The 16,260-nt window shown below is 63.1% G+C and carries 18 protein-coding genes and 1 pseudogene; 8 read left to right on the plus strand and 11 right to left on the minus strand.

What is annotated here, in order from left to right:
• Together NKJ06_RS29670 and dapE are read right to left on the minus strand one after the other, a co-directional pair.
• Nucleotides 1-190, minus strand: a pseudogene (locus NKJ06_RS29670) (hypothetical protein); the annotation flags it as partial.
• A 2-nt stretch (nt 191-192) separates the two neighbouring features.
• The gene (dapE, locus tag NKJ06_RS29675) at nt 193-1,386 is read right to left on the minus strand and encodes a succinyl-diaminopimelate desuccinylase (RefSeq protein ID WP_352635592.1); all 1,194 of its coding nucleotides are present in this window, start codon (nt 1,384-1,386) and stop codon (nt 193-195) included.
• A gap of 115 nt (nt 1,387-1,501) precedes the next feature.
• Between dapE and NKJ06_RS29680 the strand changes: the two genes are divergently transcribed.
• The gene (locus NKJ06_RS29680) at nt 1,502-2,563 is read left to right on the plus strand and encodes a 2-dehydropantoate 2-reductase (protein WP_352635594.1); all 1,062 of its coding nucleotides are present in this window, start codon (nt 1,502-1,504) and stop codon (nt 2,561-2,563) included.
• Here NKJ06_RS29680 and NKJ06_RS29685 read toward each other — a convergent pair.
• The 4 genes from NKJ06_RS29685 to dapD form a co-directional block, all read right to left on the minus strand.
• Complete coding sequence (locus NKJ06_RS29685) at nt 2,463-3,239, minus strand: hypothetical protein (protein WP_352635596.1); 777 nt, start codon at nt 3,237-3,239, stop codon at nt 2,463-2,465. The genes NKJ06_RS29680 and NKJ06_RS29685 overlap by 101 nt on opposite strands.
• Before the next feature lie 13 nt (nt 3,240-3,252).
• On the minus strand, nt 3,253-3,630 hold the full coding sequence (locus tag NKJ06_RS29690; protein WP_352635598.1) for a DUF805 domain-containing protein: 378 nt from the start codon (nt 3,628-3,630) through the stop codon (nt 3,253-3,255).
• The gene (locus tag NKJ06_RS29695; protein ID WP_352635600.1) at nt 3,623-3,985 is read right to left on the minus strand and encodes a DUF805 domain-containing protein; all 363 of its coding nucleotides are present in this window, start codon (nt 3,983-3,985) and stop codon (nt 3,623-3,625) included. The genes NKJ06_RS29690 and NKJ06_RS29695 overlap by 8 nt, the downstream gene beginning before the upstream one ends.
• A 72-nt stretch (nt 3,986-4,057) precedes the next feature.
• Complete coding sequence (dapD, locus tag NKJ06_RS29700) at nt 4,058-4,912, minus strand: 2,3,4,5-tetrahydropyridine-2,6-dicarboxylate N-succinyltransferase (RefSeq protein WP_352635602.1); 855 nt, start codon at nt 4,910-4,912, stop codon at nt 4,058-4,060.
• A gap of 228 nt (nt 4,913-5,140) precedes the next feature.
• On the opposite strand from dapD, the gene NKJ06_RS29705 reads away from it, so the two are divergent.
• Entirely contained in the window at nt 5,141-5,986 is an 846-nt protein-coding gene (locus NKJ06_RS29705) for an LOG family protein (protein WP_352635604.1), read from the plus strand.
• Nucleotides 5,987-6,101: 115 nt separating this feature from the next.
• On the opposite strand, the gene NKJ06_RS29710 is transcribed toward NKJ06_RS29705, so the two are convergent.
• Nucleotides 6,102-6,815 carry a pyrimidine 5'-nucleotidase gene (locus NKJ06_RS29710; protein WP_352635605.1) on the minus strand — a complete coding sequence of 238 codons (714 nt, stop codon included), beginning with the start codon at nt 6,813-6,815 and terminating at the stop codon, nt 6,102-6,104.
• 160 nt (nt 6,816-6,975) lie between these two features.
• On the opposite strand from NKJ06_RS29710, the gene NKJ06_RS29715 reads away from it, so the two are divergent.
• The 3 genes from NKJ06_RS29715 to NKJ06_RS29725 all read left to right on the plus strand — a co-directional run bounded on the left by NKJ06_RS29715 (nt 6,976) and on the right by NKJ06_RS29725 (nt 9,569).
• Nucleotides 6,976-7,737, plus strand: coding sequence for a GGDEF domain-containing protein (locus NKJ06_RS29715; RefSeq protein WP_352635607.1), 762 nt, complete (start codon nt 6,976-6,978; stop codon nt 7,735-7,737).
• Between the two features lie 195 nt (nt 7,738-7,932).
• Entirely contained in the window at nt 7,933-8,133 is a 201-nt protein-coding gene (locus NKJ06_RS29720; protein ID WP_352635608.1) for a hypothetical protein, read from the plus strand.
• Nucleotides 8,130-9,569 (plus strand): GMC oxidoreductase, encoded by a 1,440-nt coding sequence (locus NKJ06_RS29725; protein WP_352635609.1) that lies wholly within the window; start codon nt 8,130-8,132, stop codon nt 9,567-9,569. The genes NKJ06_RS29720 and NKJ06_RS29725 overlap by 4 nt, the downstream gene beginning before the upstream one ends.
• A gap of 75 nt (nt 9,570-9,644) precedes the next feature.
• On the opposite strand, the gene NKJ06_RS29730 is transcribed toward NKJ06_RS29725, so the two are convergent.
• Nucleotides 9,645-9,812: a hypothetical protein gene (locus NKJ06_RS29730; RefSeq protein ID WP_352635611.1), complete on the minus strand. Its 168-nt coding sequence runs from the start codon at nt 9,810-9,812 to the stop codon at nt 9,645-9,647.
• Nucleotides 9,813-9,907: 95 nt separating this feature from the next.
• Between NKJ06_RS29730 and NKJ06_RS29735 the strand changes: the two genes are divergently transcribed.
• The gene (locus tag NKJ06_RS29735) at nt 9,908-10,408 is read left to right on the plus strand and encodes a MarR family winged helix-turn-helix transcriptional regulator (protein WP_352635612.1); all 501 of its coding nucleotides are present in this window, start codon (nt 9,908-9,910) and stop codon (nt 10,406-10,408) included.
• Between the two features lie 58 nt (nt 10,409-10,466).
• On the opposite strand, the gene phhA is transcribed toward NKJ06_RS29735, so the two are convergent.
• The gene (phhA, locus tag NKJ06_RS29740) at nt 10,467-11,303 is read right to left on the minus strand and encodes a phenylalanine 4-monooxygenase (RefSeq protein WP_352635614.1); all 837 of its coding nucleotides are present in this window, start codon (nt 11,301-11,303) and stop codon (nt 10,467-10,469) included.
• A gap of 138 nt (nt 11,304-11,441) precedes the next feature.
• On the opposite strand from phhA, the gene NKJ06_RS29745 reads away from it, so the two are divergent.
• The gene (locus NKJ06_RS29745; RefSeq protein ID WP_352635615.1) at nt 11,442-11,918 is read left to right on the plus strand and encodes an Lrp/AsnC family transcriptional regulator; all 477 of its coding nucleotides are present in this window, start codon (nt 11,442-11,444) and stop codon (nt 11,916-11,918) included.
• A 116-nt stretch (nt 11,919-12,034) separates the two neighbouring features.
• Nucleotides 12,035-13,603: a magnesium-protoporphyrin IX monomethyl ester anaerobic oxidative cyclase gene (bchE, locus tag NKJ06_RS29750; protein WP_352635616.1), complete on the plus strand. Its 1,569-nt coding sequence runs from the start codon at nt 12,035-12,037 to the stop codon at nt 13,601-13,603.
• Between the two features lie 7 nt (nt 13,604-13,610).
• On the opposite strand, the gene argB is transcribed toward bchE, so the two are convergent.
• Together argB and NKJ06_RS29760 are read right to left on the minus strand one after the other, a co-directional pair.
• Nucleotides 13,611-14,504: an acetylglutamate kinase gene (gene argB / locus NKJ06_RS29755; RefSeq protein WP_352635618.1), complete on the minus strand. Its 894-nt coding sequence runs from the start codon at nt 14,502-14,504 to the stop codon at nt 13,611-13,613.
• A 106-nt stretch (nt 14,505-14,610) separates the two neighbouring features.
• Entirely contained in the window at nt 14,611-16,107 is a 1,497-nt protein-coding gene (locus tag NKJ06_RS29760; protein ID WP_352811626.1) for an amidase, read from the minus strand.
• Nucleotides 16,108-16,260 lie beyond the last annotated feature (153 nt).

Consider the following 16,260-nt stretch of genomic DNA (forward strand, 5'->3'; position numbering starts at 1 on the left):
GGGCCGCCCGCCCCGGGGGCCCCCCCCCCACCCAGCCGACGAGCAGCGCCGGGGCTGCAACGACAATGGCGAAAAAGGAATTCCAGAAGCCGTCGGCCGATAGATCGAGCAGGCGCAATCCGTCGGTCTTGCCGAGCATCAGCCGCCAGGCGCCCGTCAGCGAAGCTTGGGTTTCGTCCGCCGAAAGCATGCTCAACCCTGTCCGAACCAGTCTTCGATGAAGCGCTGGTAGATTTGCGTCAGCGTTTCGAGATCGGCAATGGCGACGCGCTCGTCGACCATGTGCATGGTCTTGCCGACCAGCCCGAACTCGACCACCGGGCAATAATCCTTGATAAAACGCGCGTCGGACGTGCCGCCGGAGGTCGACAGCGTCGGCTCCTTGCCGATCGCCGACTTGATCGAGCCGCGGAGCGTTTCGATCAGTTTGTCGTCGCGGGTCAGGAAGACATGGCTCGGCCGGTCGCGCCAGACGAGCTCGTAGTCGACCGGGGTCTTCTTGGCCTGCCGGTACTTCTTGCGCCTGGCCGCCTGGTCGAGCCGGTTGTGGATCTCGGCCTGCAGGGTCTCGGCTGTCCAGGTGTCGTTGAAGCGGATGTTGAAGGTCGCGGTCGCCTTGGCCGCAATGACATTGGTGGCCGGGTTGCCGACATCGATGGAGGTGATCTCCAGATTGGTCGGCTGGAAATCCCTGGTTCCCTTGTCGAAGACAGGGTGCAGCAAGGCGTCGACCAGGCTCATCAGCCCGCGCACCGGATTGTCGGCAAGCAAGGGATAGGCGACATGGCCCTGGCGGCCGTTGACCGTGATGGCGCCGGACATCGAGCCGCGCCGTCCGATCTTGATCATGTCGCCAAGCGCGTCCGGGTTGGTCGGCTCGCCGACAACAGAGGCATCCCATTTCTCGCCCCTGGAAGCCGCCCATTCGAGCAGCTTGACGGTGCCGTTGATGGCCGGCCCTTCCTCGTCACCGGTGATCAGCAGCGAGACCGAGCCTTTCGGACCACCATTCTGTTCGACATGGCGCGCCACGGCGGCGATGAAACAAGCGATGCCGCCCTTCATGTCGACTGCGCCACGGCCATACATCTCGCCATTGGCGATCTCGGCGGCGAAGGGCGGATGCGTCCAGGCGGCTTCGTCGCCGACCGGCACCACGTCGGTATGGCCGGCGAACATCAGATGCGGGCCGTTGCCGGACCGTCGCGCATAAAGGTTCTCGATATCGGGCGTACCGTCTTCGGAAAACACCGGCCGATCGACCAGGAAGCCGAGCGGTTTCAGCATCGTCTCCAGCGCGGTCAGCGCGCCGCCCTCAGCGGGCGTCACCGAAGTACAACGGATAAGGGCGGCGAGGTTCTCGGCGGGATCAGTCGGCAGCGTCATGACAAAAGCGATAGTCGAAAGCGGAGGGCCTGTCACGGCCAGACATAAGGGCCAGTGATGGCGCCGACATTATGGTTTTCATGTCGTATAGTTGCGGGCCGGTGCGGAGTAAGAGATGGCAAACGGGGACCAGAGGATCGTCATTGCCGGCGCCGGCAGCATCGGCTGCTATGCCGGCGGCTGCCTGGCGCTCGCCGGGCGCGAGGTGATTCTGCTGGCCCGGCCGCGCATCGAGGCGGCGTTGCGGCAGGGCGGGTTGCGGGTCAGCGATCTTGAGGGCCGCGATCGCTCGATCAAGCCGAAGGCGCTTGCCGTCACCACCGATCCGGCCGTCGCCTTGCCGGAGGCGGATGTGGTCCTGGTCACGGTCAAGAGCGGCGCGACGCAGGATATGGCAGATCTCATCAAGGCCCATGCCCGTCCGGATGCTGTGGTGGTCAGCCTGCAGAACGGCGTCGAGAATGCCGACAGACTGCGCGCCGGGCTTGCCGGGCGAACGGTGCTGGCCGGGCGAACGGTGCTGGCCGGCATGGTGCCGTTCAATGTCGTACAGCCCTCGGATGGCGAACTGCCGCTGCGCGTTCACCGCGCCAGCGACGGCAAGGTGATGGTCGAAGACGGCGACGCCGGCCTGATCGGCCTGCTCGGTGTCGAAGGGTTTGCGGTCGAAGCCCATGGCGACATGAAGGCCGTTCTGTGGGGCAAGCTGCTGATGAATTTGAACAACGCGTTGGTGGCGCTTTCGGACCTGCCGCTGGCGACCGAACTTGCCGACCGTCGCTGGCGGCTGATCCTGGCCGGCCAGATCGACGAGGCACTACAGGCGATGAAGGCGTCCGGCATCGAGCCGGCGCGGATCGCCGGCCTGCGGCCAGCCCTGCTGCCGAAGGTGCTAAGACTGCCGGACTGGCTGTTCAAACTGCTGGCCCGGCGCATGCTGGCGATCGACCCGCAGGCGCGCTCGTCGATGTGGGACGATCTGCAACGTGGTCGGCCGACGGAAATCGATGACTTGCAGGGCGCTATTTTGCGGCTGGCGGAAAAAGCCGGCACGCCGGCGCCGATGGTCAAGCGGATCACCGCGCTGGTGCGCGAGGTGGAATCGGAGCGGCTTGGCTCGCCGGGCCTGGCGCCGGAGCAGATTGTCGCGGCGCCGGCCGGCCGTCGATCAACGTGATCTTCTGCCAGATTTTCCGCGACAGGTTGGACGCCAGGTTCTCGATGTCGTTGACGCCATCGATGACGACGGCGTCATTGACCGACTGCGCGAACAGCGCGGCGATCTTGCCGGTGATCGACAGCATTTCGGAGCAATAGTCGAGATAGCGCGCCAGGTCGGCGGCATCGATGATGCGGGCCGGCGAGTGCGAGGTCGGCTTGAAACTGATGGAAAGAGCGGCCGGATCCTTGGTCAGCTGGTGCATGTCGATGACGTGGATCAGGGATCGCAGGCCGTGCAACTGGCGAAAGACCTGCTTGCGCTTGATGCGCTCCTCGGAGCGGATCAAGGCGAGGAACCCGACAATGGCGAGGATGAACATGTTGAGCGAAGCTTCGATGCCTTGCACCGACTGGACGGCATCACCGGGTTTGGAAATGCGGTCGAACGGCAGGACGGTGCCGACGAAGATGAACATCAGTGCGCCGGCAACGACAGCGGCAACGATGAGGCCGCGCAGCCACCAGATCGGCGCTTCCAGTGCCTTGGCGCCCCGTGCCAGATCGCGCGACAGCGACACCAACTCGGCCGCAACGCCGCGCAGGCCGGCCTCAGGGAAACGCTCGGCGACGCGTATCTCCAGCCGTTCAGCGGTCTCGATGATCAGTTTCGGATCAAGCGTGCGGTAGCGCATGTCCGATCAGCCCTCAGTGTTGTGCCGGCTCATTGGTGCGCTGGCCATAGCGATTGGGTCCAGGCTGCCCTGGAAACAGGCACAACACAAGGAAGGCGACGATCGAGACGACAGGCACGAACAGGATCAGCGCGGCAATGCCCGGCTTGTCCAAGTCGTGCAGCCGCTTCACCGCCAGTGCGATGTTCGACCACAGCGAGGCGATGAAGACGATGAAGAAGATGAACGACCACATATTGCTCTCGGGCGAGCCCTCCGGCACCAGCGTGAAGCGGTAGAGCGGGAAGGCCTGGATGATGGCGACGAGCAGCCCACCAAGAAAATAGGCCGCGCGACTGACGCGGCCCGAGGTTTTGAAGAAAAGCCAGGTGAGATCTGATCTGTCAGGCAAGCGGGTCCGGTCCATATTGATTGGCGCCCCTGGCGCCTTCGAGAATGCCGCATTCCACCAGAAACCAGATCGGGCCGATGAAAGGCACCAGCATGATCAGGCTCCACCAGCCCGACTTGCCGCGATCATGCCAGCGCTTGGCATAGACTGCGAGTGCGAAATAGATCGAGGCCAGAGCGACGAGAATACCGACGATGCCGATCTGGGCGCCGCTGGCCGTGGTGATGCGTGTGCCGAGGATCGCATCGAGAATAAAGGCAACAATGCCAATGACGATGAAAACTCCAATCGAGGCCCAGAATTTGGCACGGTTGATGCGGCCGTCGAAGCTTGTGAGCAGATATTTCCAGTCCATGTCACCCCTCCATATTGAACCAGCGCGACCGATTGTCGCGCCGGCGGAAGGTGCGCTCGCTTTGCGCAAAGATCAATCGCGCAGCAATTCGTTGATCGAGGTCTTGGACCGGGTCTTCGCATCGACACGCTTGACGATGACGGCGCAGTAGAGGCCGGGGCCCGGCTCGTTGTTCGGAAACGGCTTGCCAGGCAGCGAGCCAGCAACGACGACGGAATTCGGGGGCACTTCGCCATAGAAAATCTCGCCGGTGGCGCGGTCGACGATCTTGGTCGACTGGCCGATGAAGACGCCCATGCCGAGCACCGAGCCTTCGCGCACGATGCAGCCCTCGACCACCTCCGAGCGCGCGCCGATGAAGCAATTGTCCTCGATGATTGTCGGGCCGGCCTGCATCGGCTCCAGCACGCCGCCGATGCCGACGCCGCCGGACAGATGCACGTTCTTGCCGATCTGGGCGCAGGAGCCGACCGAGGCCCAGGTGTCGACCATGGTGCCGGTATCGACATAGGCTCCGACATTGACGAAGGACGGCATCAGTACGGCGCCCGGCGCGACATAGGCCGAACGGCGAACGATAGACGACGGCACGGCACGGAAGCCCGCCTTCTCGAAATCGACCGCGCTCCAGCCATCGAACTTCGACGGCACCTTGTCCCACCACACGGCTTGGCCCGGGCCGCCCTTGATGATTTCCATCGGGTTGAGCCGGAAGGACAACAGAACGGCTTTCTTGAGCCATTGGTTGACATGCCACTTGCCGTCGGCTTGCCGCTCGGCGACGCGGACGGTGCCGCGGTCGAGCAGGTCGAGTGCCGACTGGATGGCATCACGTGTTTCGCCACGGGTCGCTGTCGAAATCGCGTCGCGTTCCTCAAAAGCCTTCTCAATGGTCTTTTCGAGACTCGCCAGATCGGGCTTCGACATGAATTCGCTCCATTACCAAGCTGTTAAGGGGCTGCGTCTTAACCTGTTTTGAAAGTCGCGCGGACCCCTGGCAGGCTTTGCCTGCCTGGGTCTTTGCATGTAGCAGGTTCTTGTCGCAAAACCGCCGGACACTTTTGCGGAACCTGCTTATGTTAAGGCTCAATGAGGGTCAATCGCGGCTGCGCCATGGGACGGCGCAACTGAAGAATTTGGACGGGTAAGGCAATTATGACTCCTATGGAAAAGGCGGGGTGGACCCCGCTACCGCATTCGGACGAGGATCTGGAGCGGTCGAAGAGCGTGCCGGACACGCCGCAGACGCGTGCCGAAACATACCGGCTGGCCTGGAACGATCCCGACTTCATGACGCGGCGCGAATTGCGTGCGGTCAGGTTGCAGCTCGAACTCTTGAAGCCTGAGATGATCCTGGCCGAACGCGGCATCCATTCGACGGTGATCCTGTTCGGTGGCGCACGCCTGCCCGAACCCGGCGGCGAGGCCTGGGCGGCCAAGAACGAGATGCAGAGGAAGAACCTCGAGGAAAACAGCAAATACTACGAGGAGGCGCGCAAATTCGCCCGCCTCTGCTCGCAGCAGTCAGCCACGTCATACTACCGCGAATATGTCGTGGTGACCGGCGGCGGACCCGGAGTGATGGAAGCGGGAAACCGCGGCGCCGACGATGTCGGCGCGCCATCGATCGGCCTCAACATCGTCCTGCCGCACGAGCAAGCGCCGAACATCTACGTGACGCCGGAGCTTTGTTTCAATTTCCACTATTTCGCCATTCGTAAGATGCATTTCGTCATGCGCGCCAAGGCGGTCGCGGTGTTTCCGGGCGGCTTCGGCACGATGGACGAATTCTTCGAGACGCTCACCCTGATCCAGACAGGGCGCATGGAGCGCGTGCCGGTGATCCTGTTTGGCAAATCCTTCTGGAAACGGGCGATCGATCTCGACTTCCTCGCCGAACAGGGCACGATCAGTCCCGGCGACCAGGATATCATCGATTTCGTCGACACCGCCGACGAGGCCTGGGAGATCATCAGCCGGTTCTACAAGTTAGGGGAGTAGGGCTGGGATCGGAGAGCTGGGGAATTGAAGAATTGAAGAATTGAAGAATTGAAGAATGAGGGAATTGCGATCTCTACGTCCGAATCAATTCCCAATTCGTCAGCTCTTCAATTCTTCAATTCCCTACCCCCTCCTCCACAATCGCCGTGAGAAACGTCGCGAGGTCGTCGGTGACGAAATCGACGTCATCCTCGTTGGCTGGGTCGCGCTCCCAGATCTCGGAAAAGGTCGGCTCAAAATTGCGCGGCACGATAAGCACCGTGGTCATGCCCAGCGACTTCGGCACCGAAAGGTTGCGGGCAAGGTCTTCGAACATCACTGCATTGTGGCCGGTGACGGCGTGGAGTTCCGCGAACTTCTCGTAGGTCTGGCGTGCCGGCTTGGGATTGAGCCCAGCAGCGACGATGTCGAAGATGTCGTCGAAATGGTCGAGGATGCCGAGTTGGCGCGCGGTGCGTTCGGCGTGCCTGCGGTCGCCATTGGTGAAGATGAATTTGCGGCCCGGGAGTTGGCGGATGGCGGTGCCAAGGACGGGATCTGGCACCAGCCATGAATAATCGATGTCATGGACCTTCTCGAGGAAATCGTCGGGGTCGATGCCGTGGCGCGTCATCAGTCCGTTCAGCGTCGTGCCATATTCGCGGTAGAGTTCCTTCTGCAACTTGCGCGCGTCGTCGCGCGGCAGCGCCAGAAGTTCGCCGACATAGGCGGTCATCTTGACGTCGATCTGCGAGAACAGATTCGAATGATGCGGATAGAGCGTGTTGTCGAGGTCGAACACCCAATCGGTGACATGGGCGAAGCGGGCGGGATCAGGGAGCGTGGTCATGCGATCCTTATGGCATGAAACGGGCAGCCTGAAAGAGACTTTATCCACAACTTCTGCTCGTTGAGGTTGCGTAAATTGCCTCACGATTCAAATTTTAGGCATCCGGGAAAGGTGGCCTTCAGGGCTTGCTGGCACAGAGACAGTCTTGTGGGAGCAAGCGATGAACAGCATAATTCTGAGATCCGCCGCCGTTGCTTTCGCCTCTGTCGCGGCCTCCCTCCTTTTGACGCTGATCATCGTTCCGGCGATGGGATTTCCGGTCAACCGCACGATCTGGCTGACCTCCACGCTCTGTCCGCTGGTGCTGGCATGGGCCGCCAGCGCAAGCACTTTCTGGCAAAGCGACAGGCTGAAAAACGCGCATCGCGACCTCGCTCGCGCTCATGCCCAGCTTGCCGCCGCGCATCGCCGCCTGGCGGAAAAGGCGAGCCGCGACGACATGACCGGCATGCTCAACCGGGAAAGCTTCTTTGCCGCACTGGACGGTTCGCGCCGCAAGTCCGATCGCGGCGCGTTGCTGATCATCGACGCCGACCACTTCAAGAGGATCAACGACAATTTTGGCCACCTGACTGGCGATGACGCGCTGCTTTTGATCGCCAGCGCGATCCAGCGCGGCGTGCGCAGCGGCGATGTGCTCGGCCGCATCGGCGGCGAGGAGTTCGGCGGCTTCCTGGTCGGCGCCACCGAGCAGGAGGCCAAGCGCGTCGCCGAGCGCATTCGCCGCGAAGTCGAGCTGATCCGCTTCCGGCCCGTCGACGAGCGGACCATTCCGCTCACCGTCAGCATCGGCGGCACCGTTTGTGGCGAGGATGTCAGCGTATCGGACCTGATGCGCGCCGCCGACCGGCGCCTCTACCAGGCCAAGCACCAGGGCCGCAACCTGACGATCCTCGACACGGACATTTCCGAAGCGGCCTGATCAGGCAGCCGATACGCTGGTCCGTTAAGAAAATTCTAACCCTGCTTGCACTTGGTTGCACCGTCTAACCGGGTTTTCGCAGCTTTGTGGTGAAGCTTGGCGCGATACTGGCTTCTGCAGCGAGGCATGTGTCGTTCAGGGAACTCATTCCGGGAATGCCATGCGTAGTCGAGGCCCTAACCCGAGAGACTGGTCATGAGTTTCTTCATCGAAAAAATGTCACGCCGCACGCTCGTGCAGGCGCTGGTCGCACTGCCTGCCCTGTCGATGTTCCGCAAGCTGCCCGATGCCGATGGCGCCCGTCCCGGTCAATCCCAGGCCGATCCATCCGGGGCCGACCCGAACGAGATCGTCGAGATCAATGGCTGGATCCTGAAGCGGAGCGACCTGGCATGATCTTCGACAGCTACGAGGCGTATCGCGACGCGAACTTCACTCCCAAGGTCTGCATCCTCGGCTCCGGCCCGGCCGGCACGACCATTGCCCGCAAACTCGGCGCCGCCGGCGTTCCGGTCGTGGTGATGGAGGCTGGCTCGCGTGAGTTCAGCGACGCGTCGCAGGATTTCTACCGTGGCGCCACGGTCGGCGATTTCTATTTCGATCTCGACGTCACCCGGCTGCGGTTCATGGGCGGCAGTTCCAACCACTGGGCAGGCTGGTGCCGCGTGCTCGACAAACAGGATTTCGAGCCGAAGGCCTGGGTGCCCGATACGGGCTGGCCGATCCGCCGCGCCGACATCGAGCCCTATCTGACGGAAGTGCGCGATATTCTCGACCTTCCGGCCTTCCGGCCGGACATGCCGATCTCGGACGACATTCGCTGGGTGCAGCTGATCAAGAGCCCGGCTGTGCGCTTCGCCGAGAAGTTCGGCGACGAACTCGACAAAGCCAGGAACATTGCCGTGGTGCTCAACACCTGTGCCACCGAACTTGCCGGCGACGGCAGACGCGTGACGGGTGCCAGGCTGTGGTCGAACGGGCAGGATGCCGGCTCCTTCAGCGCCGACTATTTCATCGTCTGCACCGGCGGACTGGAGAATTCGCGGCTGCTTCTGTGGTCGAACCAACGCTCGAACGGCGGCGTCGTGCCGAACGCAACGGCGCTTGGCCGCTACTGGATGGAGCATCCGACCTTCCAGGGCGGCAACGCCATCCTGGCCGACTATGGCGCGTTCGAGGTCGATGCGGTCAACGAGGCCTTCTTTTCGCCGACGCTTGCCGCTGTGGAGCGCCTGCAGATCATGAACTTCGGCATCAGGCTGATCGAAACGCCGTATCCCGGCGTCAAGAACCTCATCGCCGATCTCGCCTGCACGGCGACCAACATGGCCGAATGGATGTCCTCCAAGCTCAGCCAGAGGCTGCGCTGCGCGGCGCAGCTCTATGTCGCCTGGGAACAGGCGCCGCTCGCCTCCAACCAGGTCGAGCTGTCGAAGACCGATGTCGACCACGCCGGCGTGCCGCGCATCGAGCTGCACTGGAAGAAGTCGGAGATGGAACGCCGCACCCTGCTCGAAGGGCTCAGACTGTTCGGCACGACGCTGATCGAGAAGAATCTCGGCCGCGTGCGCATTGCCGACTGGATCAGCAATGGTCAGGACTACCCGACCAATGACGAGACGGCGGGCCATCACCACATGGGCGGCACGCGCATGGGCACGGACGTCACCAGGAGTGTCGTCGACGCCAATTGCAAAGTGCACGGCATGGACAATCTCTATGTCGGCGGCTCATCGGTGTTCTGCACGTCGGGCCAATGCAACCCGACGACGACGATCACCGCGCTGGCCTGCCGGCTGGGCGACCATCTGAGCAAGGTGGTCACCGCCTGACGGTCCTACGGCAGCTTTTGGGATTGAGGGACAATGCCGGCGCCGGTGATGGCGCCGGCAGATGTAGGACATGGCTCAAAGGCCGTAGACGGCGATACGCACCAGCACGGCGGCTGCGGCCAACGAGACGAGCAGAATGCCGAGACCGATGGGGGATCCCCAGCCGTACCATTCCATTGCCAGCTTGGCATATTTGAACTCCTCCTCATGCGAAAGGGGCGCCCGCTGTTGAATCAAGCTCATTTTTCACTCCTTGTCGGCGGCCAGCTCTTGCCTTGCAGGGCACTGCGGCTGCATATTGCTGAGATAATCTAAATGTTAGACAGATTGATAGTTAGATGATCGAAGTAAATTCGTCAAGCAACAATCGCACCGCACTGACGACGGCAATCGGCCTTGCCATCATGCAATGGCAGGACGCGACGCAAGCCTATGACGAGGCAGTGGGCGTGAGGCTTGGGCTGAACATGGCCGAGCGCCATTGCATCGGGCTGCTCCATGGTGGACCGCAATCTGCCGGCGCGATCGCCACGGTGACCGGGCTGACGCCGGCGGCTGTGACCGCGCTGATCGACCGGCTGGAGGCGCGCGGCCTCCTGACGCGCACGCGCAGTCTGGAAGACAGGCGCAAGGTTGTGATCAAGGCGACCGAGACCACGCGTGAACTGTCGGCGCGCTACTACGGTGCGATCGCGCGGGAGGGCGAAAAGGTGATCGCCACCTTCAGCGACGCGGAGCTCGCAACCATATCGCGCTTCGTCGATGCCGCGCTCGACCTGCAGCGCGCTCAACTGGCGCGGCTGAAGGCCGAGGGGGCCGACACTCCAAACGGGCGATAGGAGTGCCGATGGCTCCCGCCCCATTGAGGACGGGAGTTCGCGACACGCTTGCGGAAATTTAGACCGTCGCCGGGTCGAGCGCTGGCTGGCCCTTGCGGCGGGCGACGATCGCCTTGAAGTCGGCGGTCTGGAAAGCATCGCGCAACGCGTCGAACGACGGCAGCACGAAATAGGCGCGCTGGAACTTGTCAATCTCGTAGCCGGTGCGCATCACCGTTTCCAGGTCGAAGGGCACGTGGTGGGCGTCCTTGCCGTCGACGGCGAACTGCAATTCCGTGAACGATGACATCAGGCCGGCGCCAAAGGCTTTCAGCGGCTGGCCGGCTTCCTGCATCAGGCCGTATTCGGCCGTGTACCAGTAGAGCCGGGTGATCATCTCGTCGCCGCCGAGCGCAATGATGTCGCCGGCCTTGCGGCCATACATTTGCATGAAGTCGGCAAACACCGGCTGCGACAGCACCGGCACGTGGCCGAAGAAGTCGTGGAACATATCCGGCTCGACGATGTAGTCGAGTTCCTGCCTGGTCCGCAGCCAGTTGGTGACCGGGAAGCGGCGGTTGGCGAGATGGTCGAAGAACGGTGCGGCGGGGATGAGACCCGGCACGGCAACGATCTCCCAGCCTGTCAGCTTGCGCAGCTTGGTGCTGACGTCTGCGAAATCGGGAATCCGATCGAGCAGGCCCAGCTTTTCGACGCCGTCGAGATAGGAATGGTGGGCGAGCTTGCGCGTCAGTTTGGTCTGGCGGTCGCACAGCGTGCGCCACACCGCCTGCTCCTCGGCGCTGTAATCGTAACCCTGCGCCACGGTGAAATCGGCTCGGCAGACCGAATAATCGCCGCGAAGGCCTTGCGCCGCACAGTCGTGGGCATATTCGGCAACGCTCATCGTCGTCATGGTTTTTCTCCTCGCAAATCATGAATGGCTGACGTGCTGAAGGTTAACCGGATTTGCCGAGGCAAATCGGTTTTGATGATGACTCGAAGGCAGAAATCGAGATAAGATTCACTCAGAAACTATCTATAAGGAGTGAAAATGCCTCAATTCGACGATTTCGAGATCAAGATGCTCGATGTCCTGCAGCGCGACGGGCGCAAGCCGGTGTCCGAATTGGCGCAAGAGATCGGCCTGTCGACGACGCCGTGCGCGCGGCGCTTCGAGGCGTTGCAGGAGGCCGGCATCATCAAGGGCTTTGCCGCGGCGATCAGCCGGCGCGCGGTCGGGCTGATGGTCGAGGTGTTCATCCAAGTGCGCCTAGTCAGCCACAGTGACGGCTCGCCCGAAAGCTTCATCGCCGCCGTCCAGCGCATGGATGAGGTGTCCTCGTGCTGGACGATGACCGGCGACCACGATTTCCTGCTGCATGTCATGGTGCCGTCGGTCGACGAACTCAACGCCTTCGTCATGCATCGGCTGATGCGGCTCGACGGCGTGCGCGATGTCCACACCCAGCTCGTGCTGCAAAACATCAAGGGACCCGGCCACGTGCCGCTCGCCCACCTCAGGCGATGACGATGCCTGCCTTCCGTATTCTTGCGGGAAAGCTGCACGCAAACTGCTGGAACTAGCCAAGCGCGTGTCCACATCGCCGGCCAGTTTGCGCGGACCAAATGCCCAGGAGGTCCGCCATGAAAATCGTCTTGATCAATCCGCCGCACACCGCCATCGGCAGCCGCGTGCCCGACGATCACCTGCCGCCGCTCGGTCTGCTGGCTCTGGGCGGCCCTCTGATCGATGCCGGCCATGAGGTGCGCCTTGTCGACGCCGAATTGGGACTGATGCCGCTCGATATCGTCGTGCGCAACGCGCTCACGGATCGCCCCGACTTCGTCCTGATCGGCCATTCCGGTTCGACCTCGGCGCACCCGACCGCCTTGCTGATCGCTGAGCTGATCAAGCAGTATGAGCCGGCGACCATCATCATCTATGGCGGCGTCTTCCCGACCTATCACTGGCGCGACATCCTGGCCGGTACGGACGTCTTCGACTTCATCGTGCGCGGCGAGGGCGAGGCGACTATCGTAGCGCTGGTCGAGGCGCTGGAAATGCACCAGCCGCCGGCGAGCGTGGCCGGCATCGCCTATCGCGACGATCTGCGCCGTCCCTTTGCCACGCAGCCTGCCATGACCATTGCCGACCTCGACGTCTACCGCGTCGGCTGGGAGCTAGTTGACCACTCCCACTATAGCTATTGGGGCGGCAAGCGGGCCGTCGTCATGCAGTTTTCGCGCGGCTGCCCGCATCTGTGCAACTATTGCGGCCAGCGCGGCTTCTGGACCCGTTGGCGGCATCGCGATCCCGTGAAATTCGCGCAAGAGATCGCCTGGCTGCACCGCGAGCACGGCGTCGAGCTGATCAATCTTGCCGACGAGAATCCGACGGTTTCGAAGAAGGCATGGCGCGCCTTCCTCGACGCCCTGATCGGCGAGAACGTGCCGGTGCTGATCGTCGGCTCGACCCGCGCCGACGACATCGTGCGCGATGCCGACATCCTGCATCTCTACCGCAAGGCCGGCATCATCCGCTGGCTGCTCGGCATGGAAAACACCGACGAGCAGACGCTTCAATTGATCCGCAAGGGCGGCAGCACCTCATCCGACCGCGAGGCGATAAGGCTGCTGCGCCTGCACGGCATCCTGTCGATGGCGACCTGGGTGGCAGGCTTCGAGGACGAAGGGTTTCGCGATCTTTGGCGCGGCTTCCGGCAGCTCATCGCCTACGACCCGGACCAGATCCAGGCGCTTTATGTGACGCCGCATCGCTGGACGCCGTTCTTCAGGATCGCCCGGGATCGCAAGGTGATCCAAAGGGATGCCCGGCTGTGGGATTACAAGCATCAGGTGCTGCAGATGACGCGGCTGAAACCTTGGATGCTGTTCTTCAGCGTCAAGCTGATCGAACTGGCGGTGCAGTCGCGGCCGAAGGCGCTGGCGCGCATCCTGTTTCACAAGGATCCGGAGCAGCGCCATTCGATGCGCTGGTATACGCAGATGGGCCGCCGTGTCTGGTTCCGTGAGATTTGGGGATTTCTGGTCCGCGACATCAGGGGGAAAGACGGCCCGACGCTTGCCGAATTCTGGGGCGCGCCGCAGGACGCCGAGGAGGAATCGATGACCGTTCGACGTGCGGTGCGCAAGCCGGCCATTCCCGACATGGGCAATCGCCCAACAGCCGAGGAGAGAAAATTAGCCGGCTGATGATCTGTTACGGCACGATCAGCGTGCCGGCGCCGTGTTCGGTGAACAGCTCGAGCAGCACCGAATGCGGCGTCTTGCCGTTTAGGATGACGACGCCTTCGACGCCGCGCTCAATCGCTTCGATGCAGGTTTCGACCTTGGGGATCATGCCGCCCGAGACGGTGCCGTCCTTGATCAGCGCCTTGGCCTCGGCCACGGTCAGCTCGTCGATGAGCTTCTTGTTCTTGTCGAGCACGCCCGGCACATCGGTGAGGAACAGCAGCCGCGTTGCCTGGCAGGCTCCGGCGATGGCGCCGGCGAAGGTATCGGCATTGATGTTGTAGGTGTGGCCGTCGCGGCCGGGCGCCACCGGCGCCAGCACCGGGATCATTTCGGAGCGCGCCAGAAGGTCGAGCAGCGTGCGGTCGACCTCGACCGGTTCGCCGACGAAGCCGAGATCGAGCACGCGCTCGATGTTGGAGTCCGGATCGATCATCGTCTTGCGCGCCTTTTCGGCGAACACCATGTTGCCGTCCTTGCCGCACAGGCCGATCGCCCATTCGCCCTCGGCGTTGATCAGCGCGACGATCTCCTTGTTGATCGAACCGGCCAGCACCATTTCGACGATCTCGACCGTCTTCTGGTCGGTGACGCGCAGGCCGCCCTCGAACTTGGATTCGATGCCCATCTTGGCCAGCATGGCGCCGATCTGCGGGCCGCCGCCATGGACGACGATCGGGTTGACGCCGGATTGCTTCAGGAGCGCGATGTCGCGGGCGAACGCCTTGCCGAGCTCGGTATCGCCCATGGCATGGCCGCCATATTTCACCACAACGGTCTTGTTCTCGTAGCGCTGCATGTAGGGCAGCGCCCGTGAAAGCAGGGCCGCCTGCATTTCGGCGGTGGCGGTTATTTCCGTCATCGGCTTGGTTCCCTGGAGATCGGTAAGGACGGCGGCGTCTTAGCGGGAATTGGCGCCCCCCGCAAATGGCTTTGCTGTCATATTCGAGCGCCTCACGACCTCGTCATCATGACGTCGTCATCAGCGGAGCCCTGCGGCCCAGCCAACCTGAGATCTTTTCCATCTGCGCGGCGAGCGACAGCAGCGTCTCCTCGTCGCCCGGGCGGCCCGCCGCCTGGATGCCGAGCGGCAGGCCGGCGTCGGTGACATGGACGGGCAGCGCGAGCGACGGCTGGCCGCTGACATTCTGGATCGCCGGCCAATGAGTGAACCAGAGGCTCTTGTCCATCAACTGGCCGAAGAACGGTTTCAGCTTCAGCAAGGGCGTCAGGTGAAGCTTGTCGAGCAGGTTCTCAATGAACTCGTCGGTGCCTTTCGGATCCATAGCGCCGCAGGCGAGCGGCGGATGGGCAATGATCGGCATCAGCACGGCGTCATACGGAGCAGTCTCGGCGATCAGCTGCCGCGAGGCGGCATGCAGCCGCTGCAGGTCGGCATAGGTCTCGCCGGCTGACAGCATCTCGCCCAACCTGCCGAGCACGCGAGTGGCCCGCTCGACATCACCCGTAACGGAACGGCCGACACGCAGCGCCTCCGCCCTCATCGTGCCGGCGACGGCCGAGGCAACCGTCCTGCAGAAGCCGGCGAGGAAATCGCGCCCTATGTATGGCAAGTCGATCTCCTCGACGGTGTGGCCGCCCTCGCGGGCAAGCGCCACCGCCGTGTCGAGCGCTTTGAGCGTCTCTTCCGAGATCGGCAGGCCAAGCGGCGATTTGCGGTACACAGCCAGGCTGAGCTTGCCTGGATCGCGCGCTGCGGCCGCCGCGAACGTGCCTTTCGGCGGCGGCGCGGCATAGGGCGACAAAAGGTCGGGACCGTGGGTGAGGTCGAGCAGCAGGGCGCTATCGCGCACCGAACGGGTGAGCGCATGGTCGACCACCATGCCGTACCAGCTTTCGCTCACCAGGGGCGTCAGCGGTGTGCGGCCGCGCGACGTCTTCAGGCCGACAAGCCCAGTGCAGGCGGCAGGCACGCGGATCGAGCCGCCGCCATCCGAGGCGTGCGCCACCGGCACGACGCCGGCGGCGACCAATGCCGCCGCACCGCCCGACGAGCCACCGCTGGTATGGCCGGTGTTCCACGGATTGCAGGTGATGCCGAAGGCTTTGGATTCGGTCATCAGCCGCAGCCCGTGTTCCGGCGACGTCGAGGTGACGATCGGAATGAGCCCGGCGGCAAGATAGCGGTCGGTGAGCGCTGAATCGACGTCGGCCAGCCATGCCGGAATGCGGCTGCCGCCATGCGTCGACACGCCCTTGATGGCGATGCCGAGATCCTTGATGGCGAACGGGACGCCGGCCAGCGGCAGCGAGCGGTCGACGATCCTTGCGCGGGCGCGGGCGGCATCATAGAGCGACACGGCCGTGGCGTTGATGTCGGGACGGGTGGCCTCGGCGCGGGCAATCGCGGCCTCGGTCAGCTCGATGGGCGAGACCTCGCCCTTGCGAATCAGATCGGCGAGGCCGGTTGCGTCTTGCGACCATAATATCTGTTCAACCGACATGCGCGCCCCCGTCCCTACAGCAAGCTAGCCAGTGACGACTACATTGGCAATCGACGGGCGGAGCCGGGCCAGGGCAATCGCTTCGGGTTAACGGGAGGTGCGTATGGGATGCGAATGTGATTCATGAGGGGCTTCGTGATTTGCGGAGCCCTC

It is taken from the genome of Mesorhizobium sp. M0293 (assembly GCF_040321735.1).
In the GTDB taxonomy this organism is placed as follows: Bacteria; Pseudomonadota; Alphaproteobacteria; order Rhizobiales; family Rhizobiaceae; genus Mesorhizobium.

Excerpts from the sequence above, each read along its gene's own strand:
- NKJ06_RS29725 (WP_352635609.1), top strand. The coding sequence starts at position 8,130 with ATGATCTTCGACAGCTACGAGGCGTATCGCGACGCGAACTTCACTCCC.
- NKJ06_RS29705 (WP_352635604.1), top strand. The coding sequence starts at position 5,141 with ATGACTCCTATGGAAAAGGCGGGGTGGACCCCGCTACCGCATTCGGAC.
- bchE (WP_352635616.1), top strand. The coding sequence starts at position 12,035 with ATGAAAATCGTCTTGATCAATCCGCCGCACACCGCCATCGGCAGCCGC.
- dapE (WP_352635592.1), bottom strand. The coding sequence starts at position 1,386 with ATGACGCTGCCGACTGATCCCGCCGAGAACCTCGCCGCCCTTATCCGT.
- NKJ06_RS29695 (WP_352635600.1), bottom strand. The coding sequence starts at position 3,985 with ATGGACTGGAAATATCTGCTCACAAGCTTCGACGGCCGCATCAACCGT.
- NKJ06_RS29745 (WP_352635615.1), top strand. The coding sequence starts at position 11,442 with ATGCCTCAATTCGACGATTTCGAGATCAAGATGCTCGATGTCCTGCAG.
- argB (WP_352635618.1), bottom strand. The coding sequence starts at position 14,504 with ATGACGGAAATAACCGCCACCGCCGAAATGCAGGCGGCCCTGCTTTCA.
- NKJ06_RS29730 (WP_352635611.1), bottom strand. The coding sequence starts at position 9,812 with ATGAGCTTGATTCAACAGCGGGCGCCCCTTTCGCATGAGGAGGAGTTC.
- NKJ06_RS29735 (WP_352635612.1), top strand. The coding sequence starts at position 9,908 with ATGATCGAAGTAAATTCGTCAAGCAACAATCGCACCGCACTGACGACG.
- phhA (WP_352635614.1), bottom strand. The coding sequence starts at position 11,303 with ATGACGACGATGAGCGTTGCCGAATATGCCCACGACTGTGCGGCGCAA.
- NKJ06_RS29715 (WP_352635607.1), top strand. The coding sequence starts at position 6,976 with ATGAACAGCATAATTCTGAGATCCGCCGCCGTTGCTTTCGCCTCTGTC.
- dapD (WP_352635602.1), bottom strand. The coding sequence starts at position 4,912 with ATGTCGAAGCCCGATCTGGCGAGTCTCGAAAAGACCATTGAGAAGGCT.
- NKJ06_RS29720 (WP_352635608.1), top strand. The coding sequence starts at position 7,933 with ATGAGTTTCTTCATCGAAAAAATGTCACGCCGCACGCTCGTGCAGGCG.
- NKJ06_RS29685 (WP_352635596.1), bottom strand. The coding sequence starts at position 3,239 with ATGCGCTACCGCACGCTTGATCCGAAACTGATCATCGAGACCGCTGAA.
- NKJ06_RS29760 (WP_352811626.1), bottom strand. The coding sequence starts at position 16,107 with ATGTCGGTTGAACAGATATTATGGTCGCAAGACGCAACCGGCCTCGCC.
- NKJ06_RS29680 (WP_352635594.1), top strand. The coding sequence starts at position 1,502 with ATGGCAAACGGGGACCAGAGGATCGTCATTGCCGGCGCCGGCAGCATC.
- NKJ06_RS29710 (WP_352635605.1), bottom strand. The coding sequence starts at position 6,815 with ATGACCACGCTCCCTGATCCCGCCCGCTTCGCCCATGTCACCGATTGG.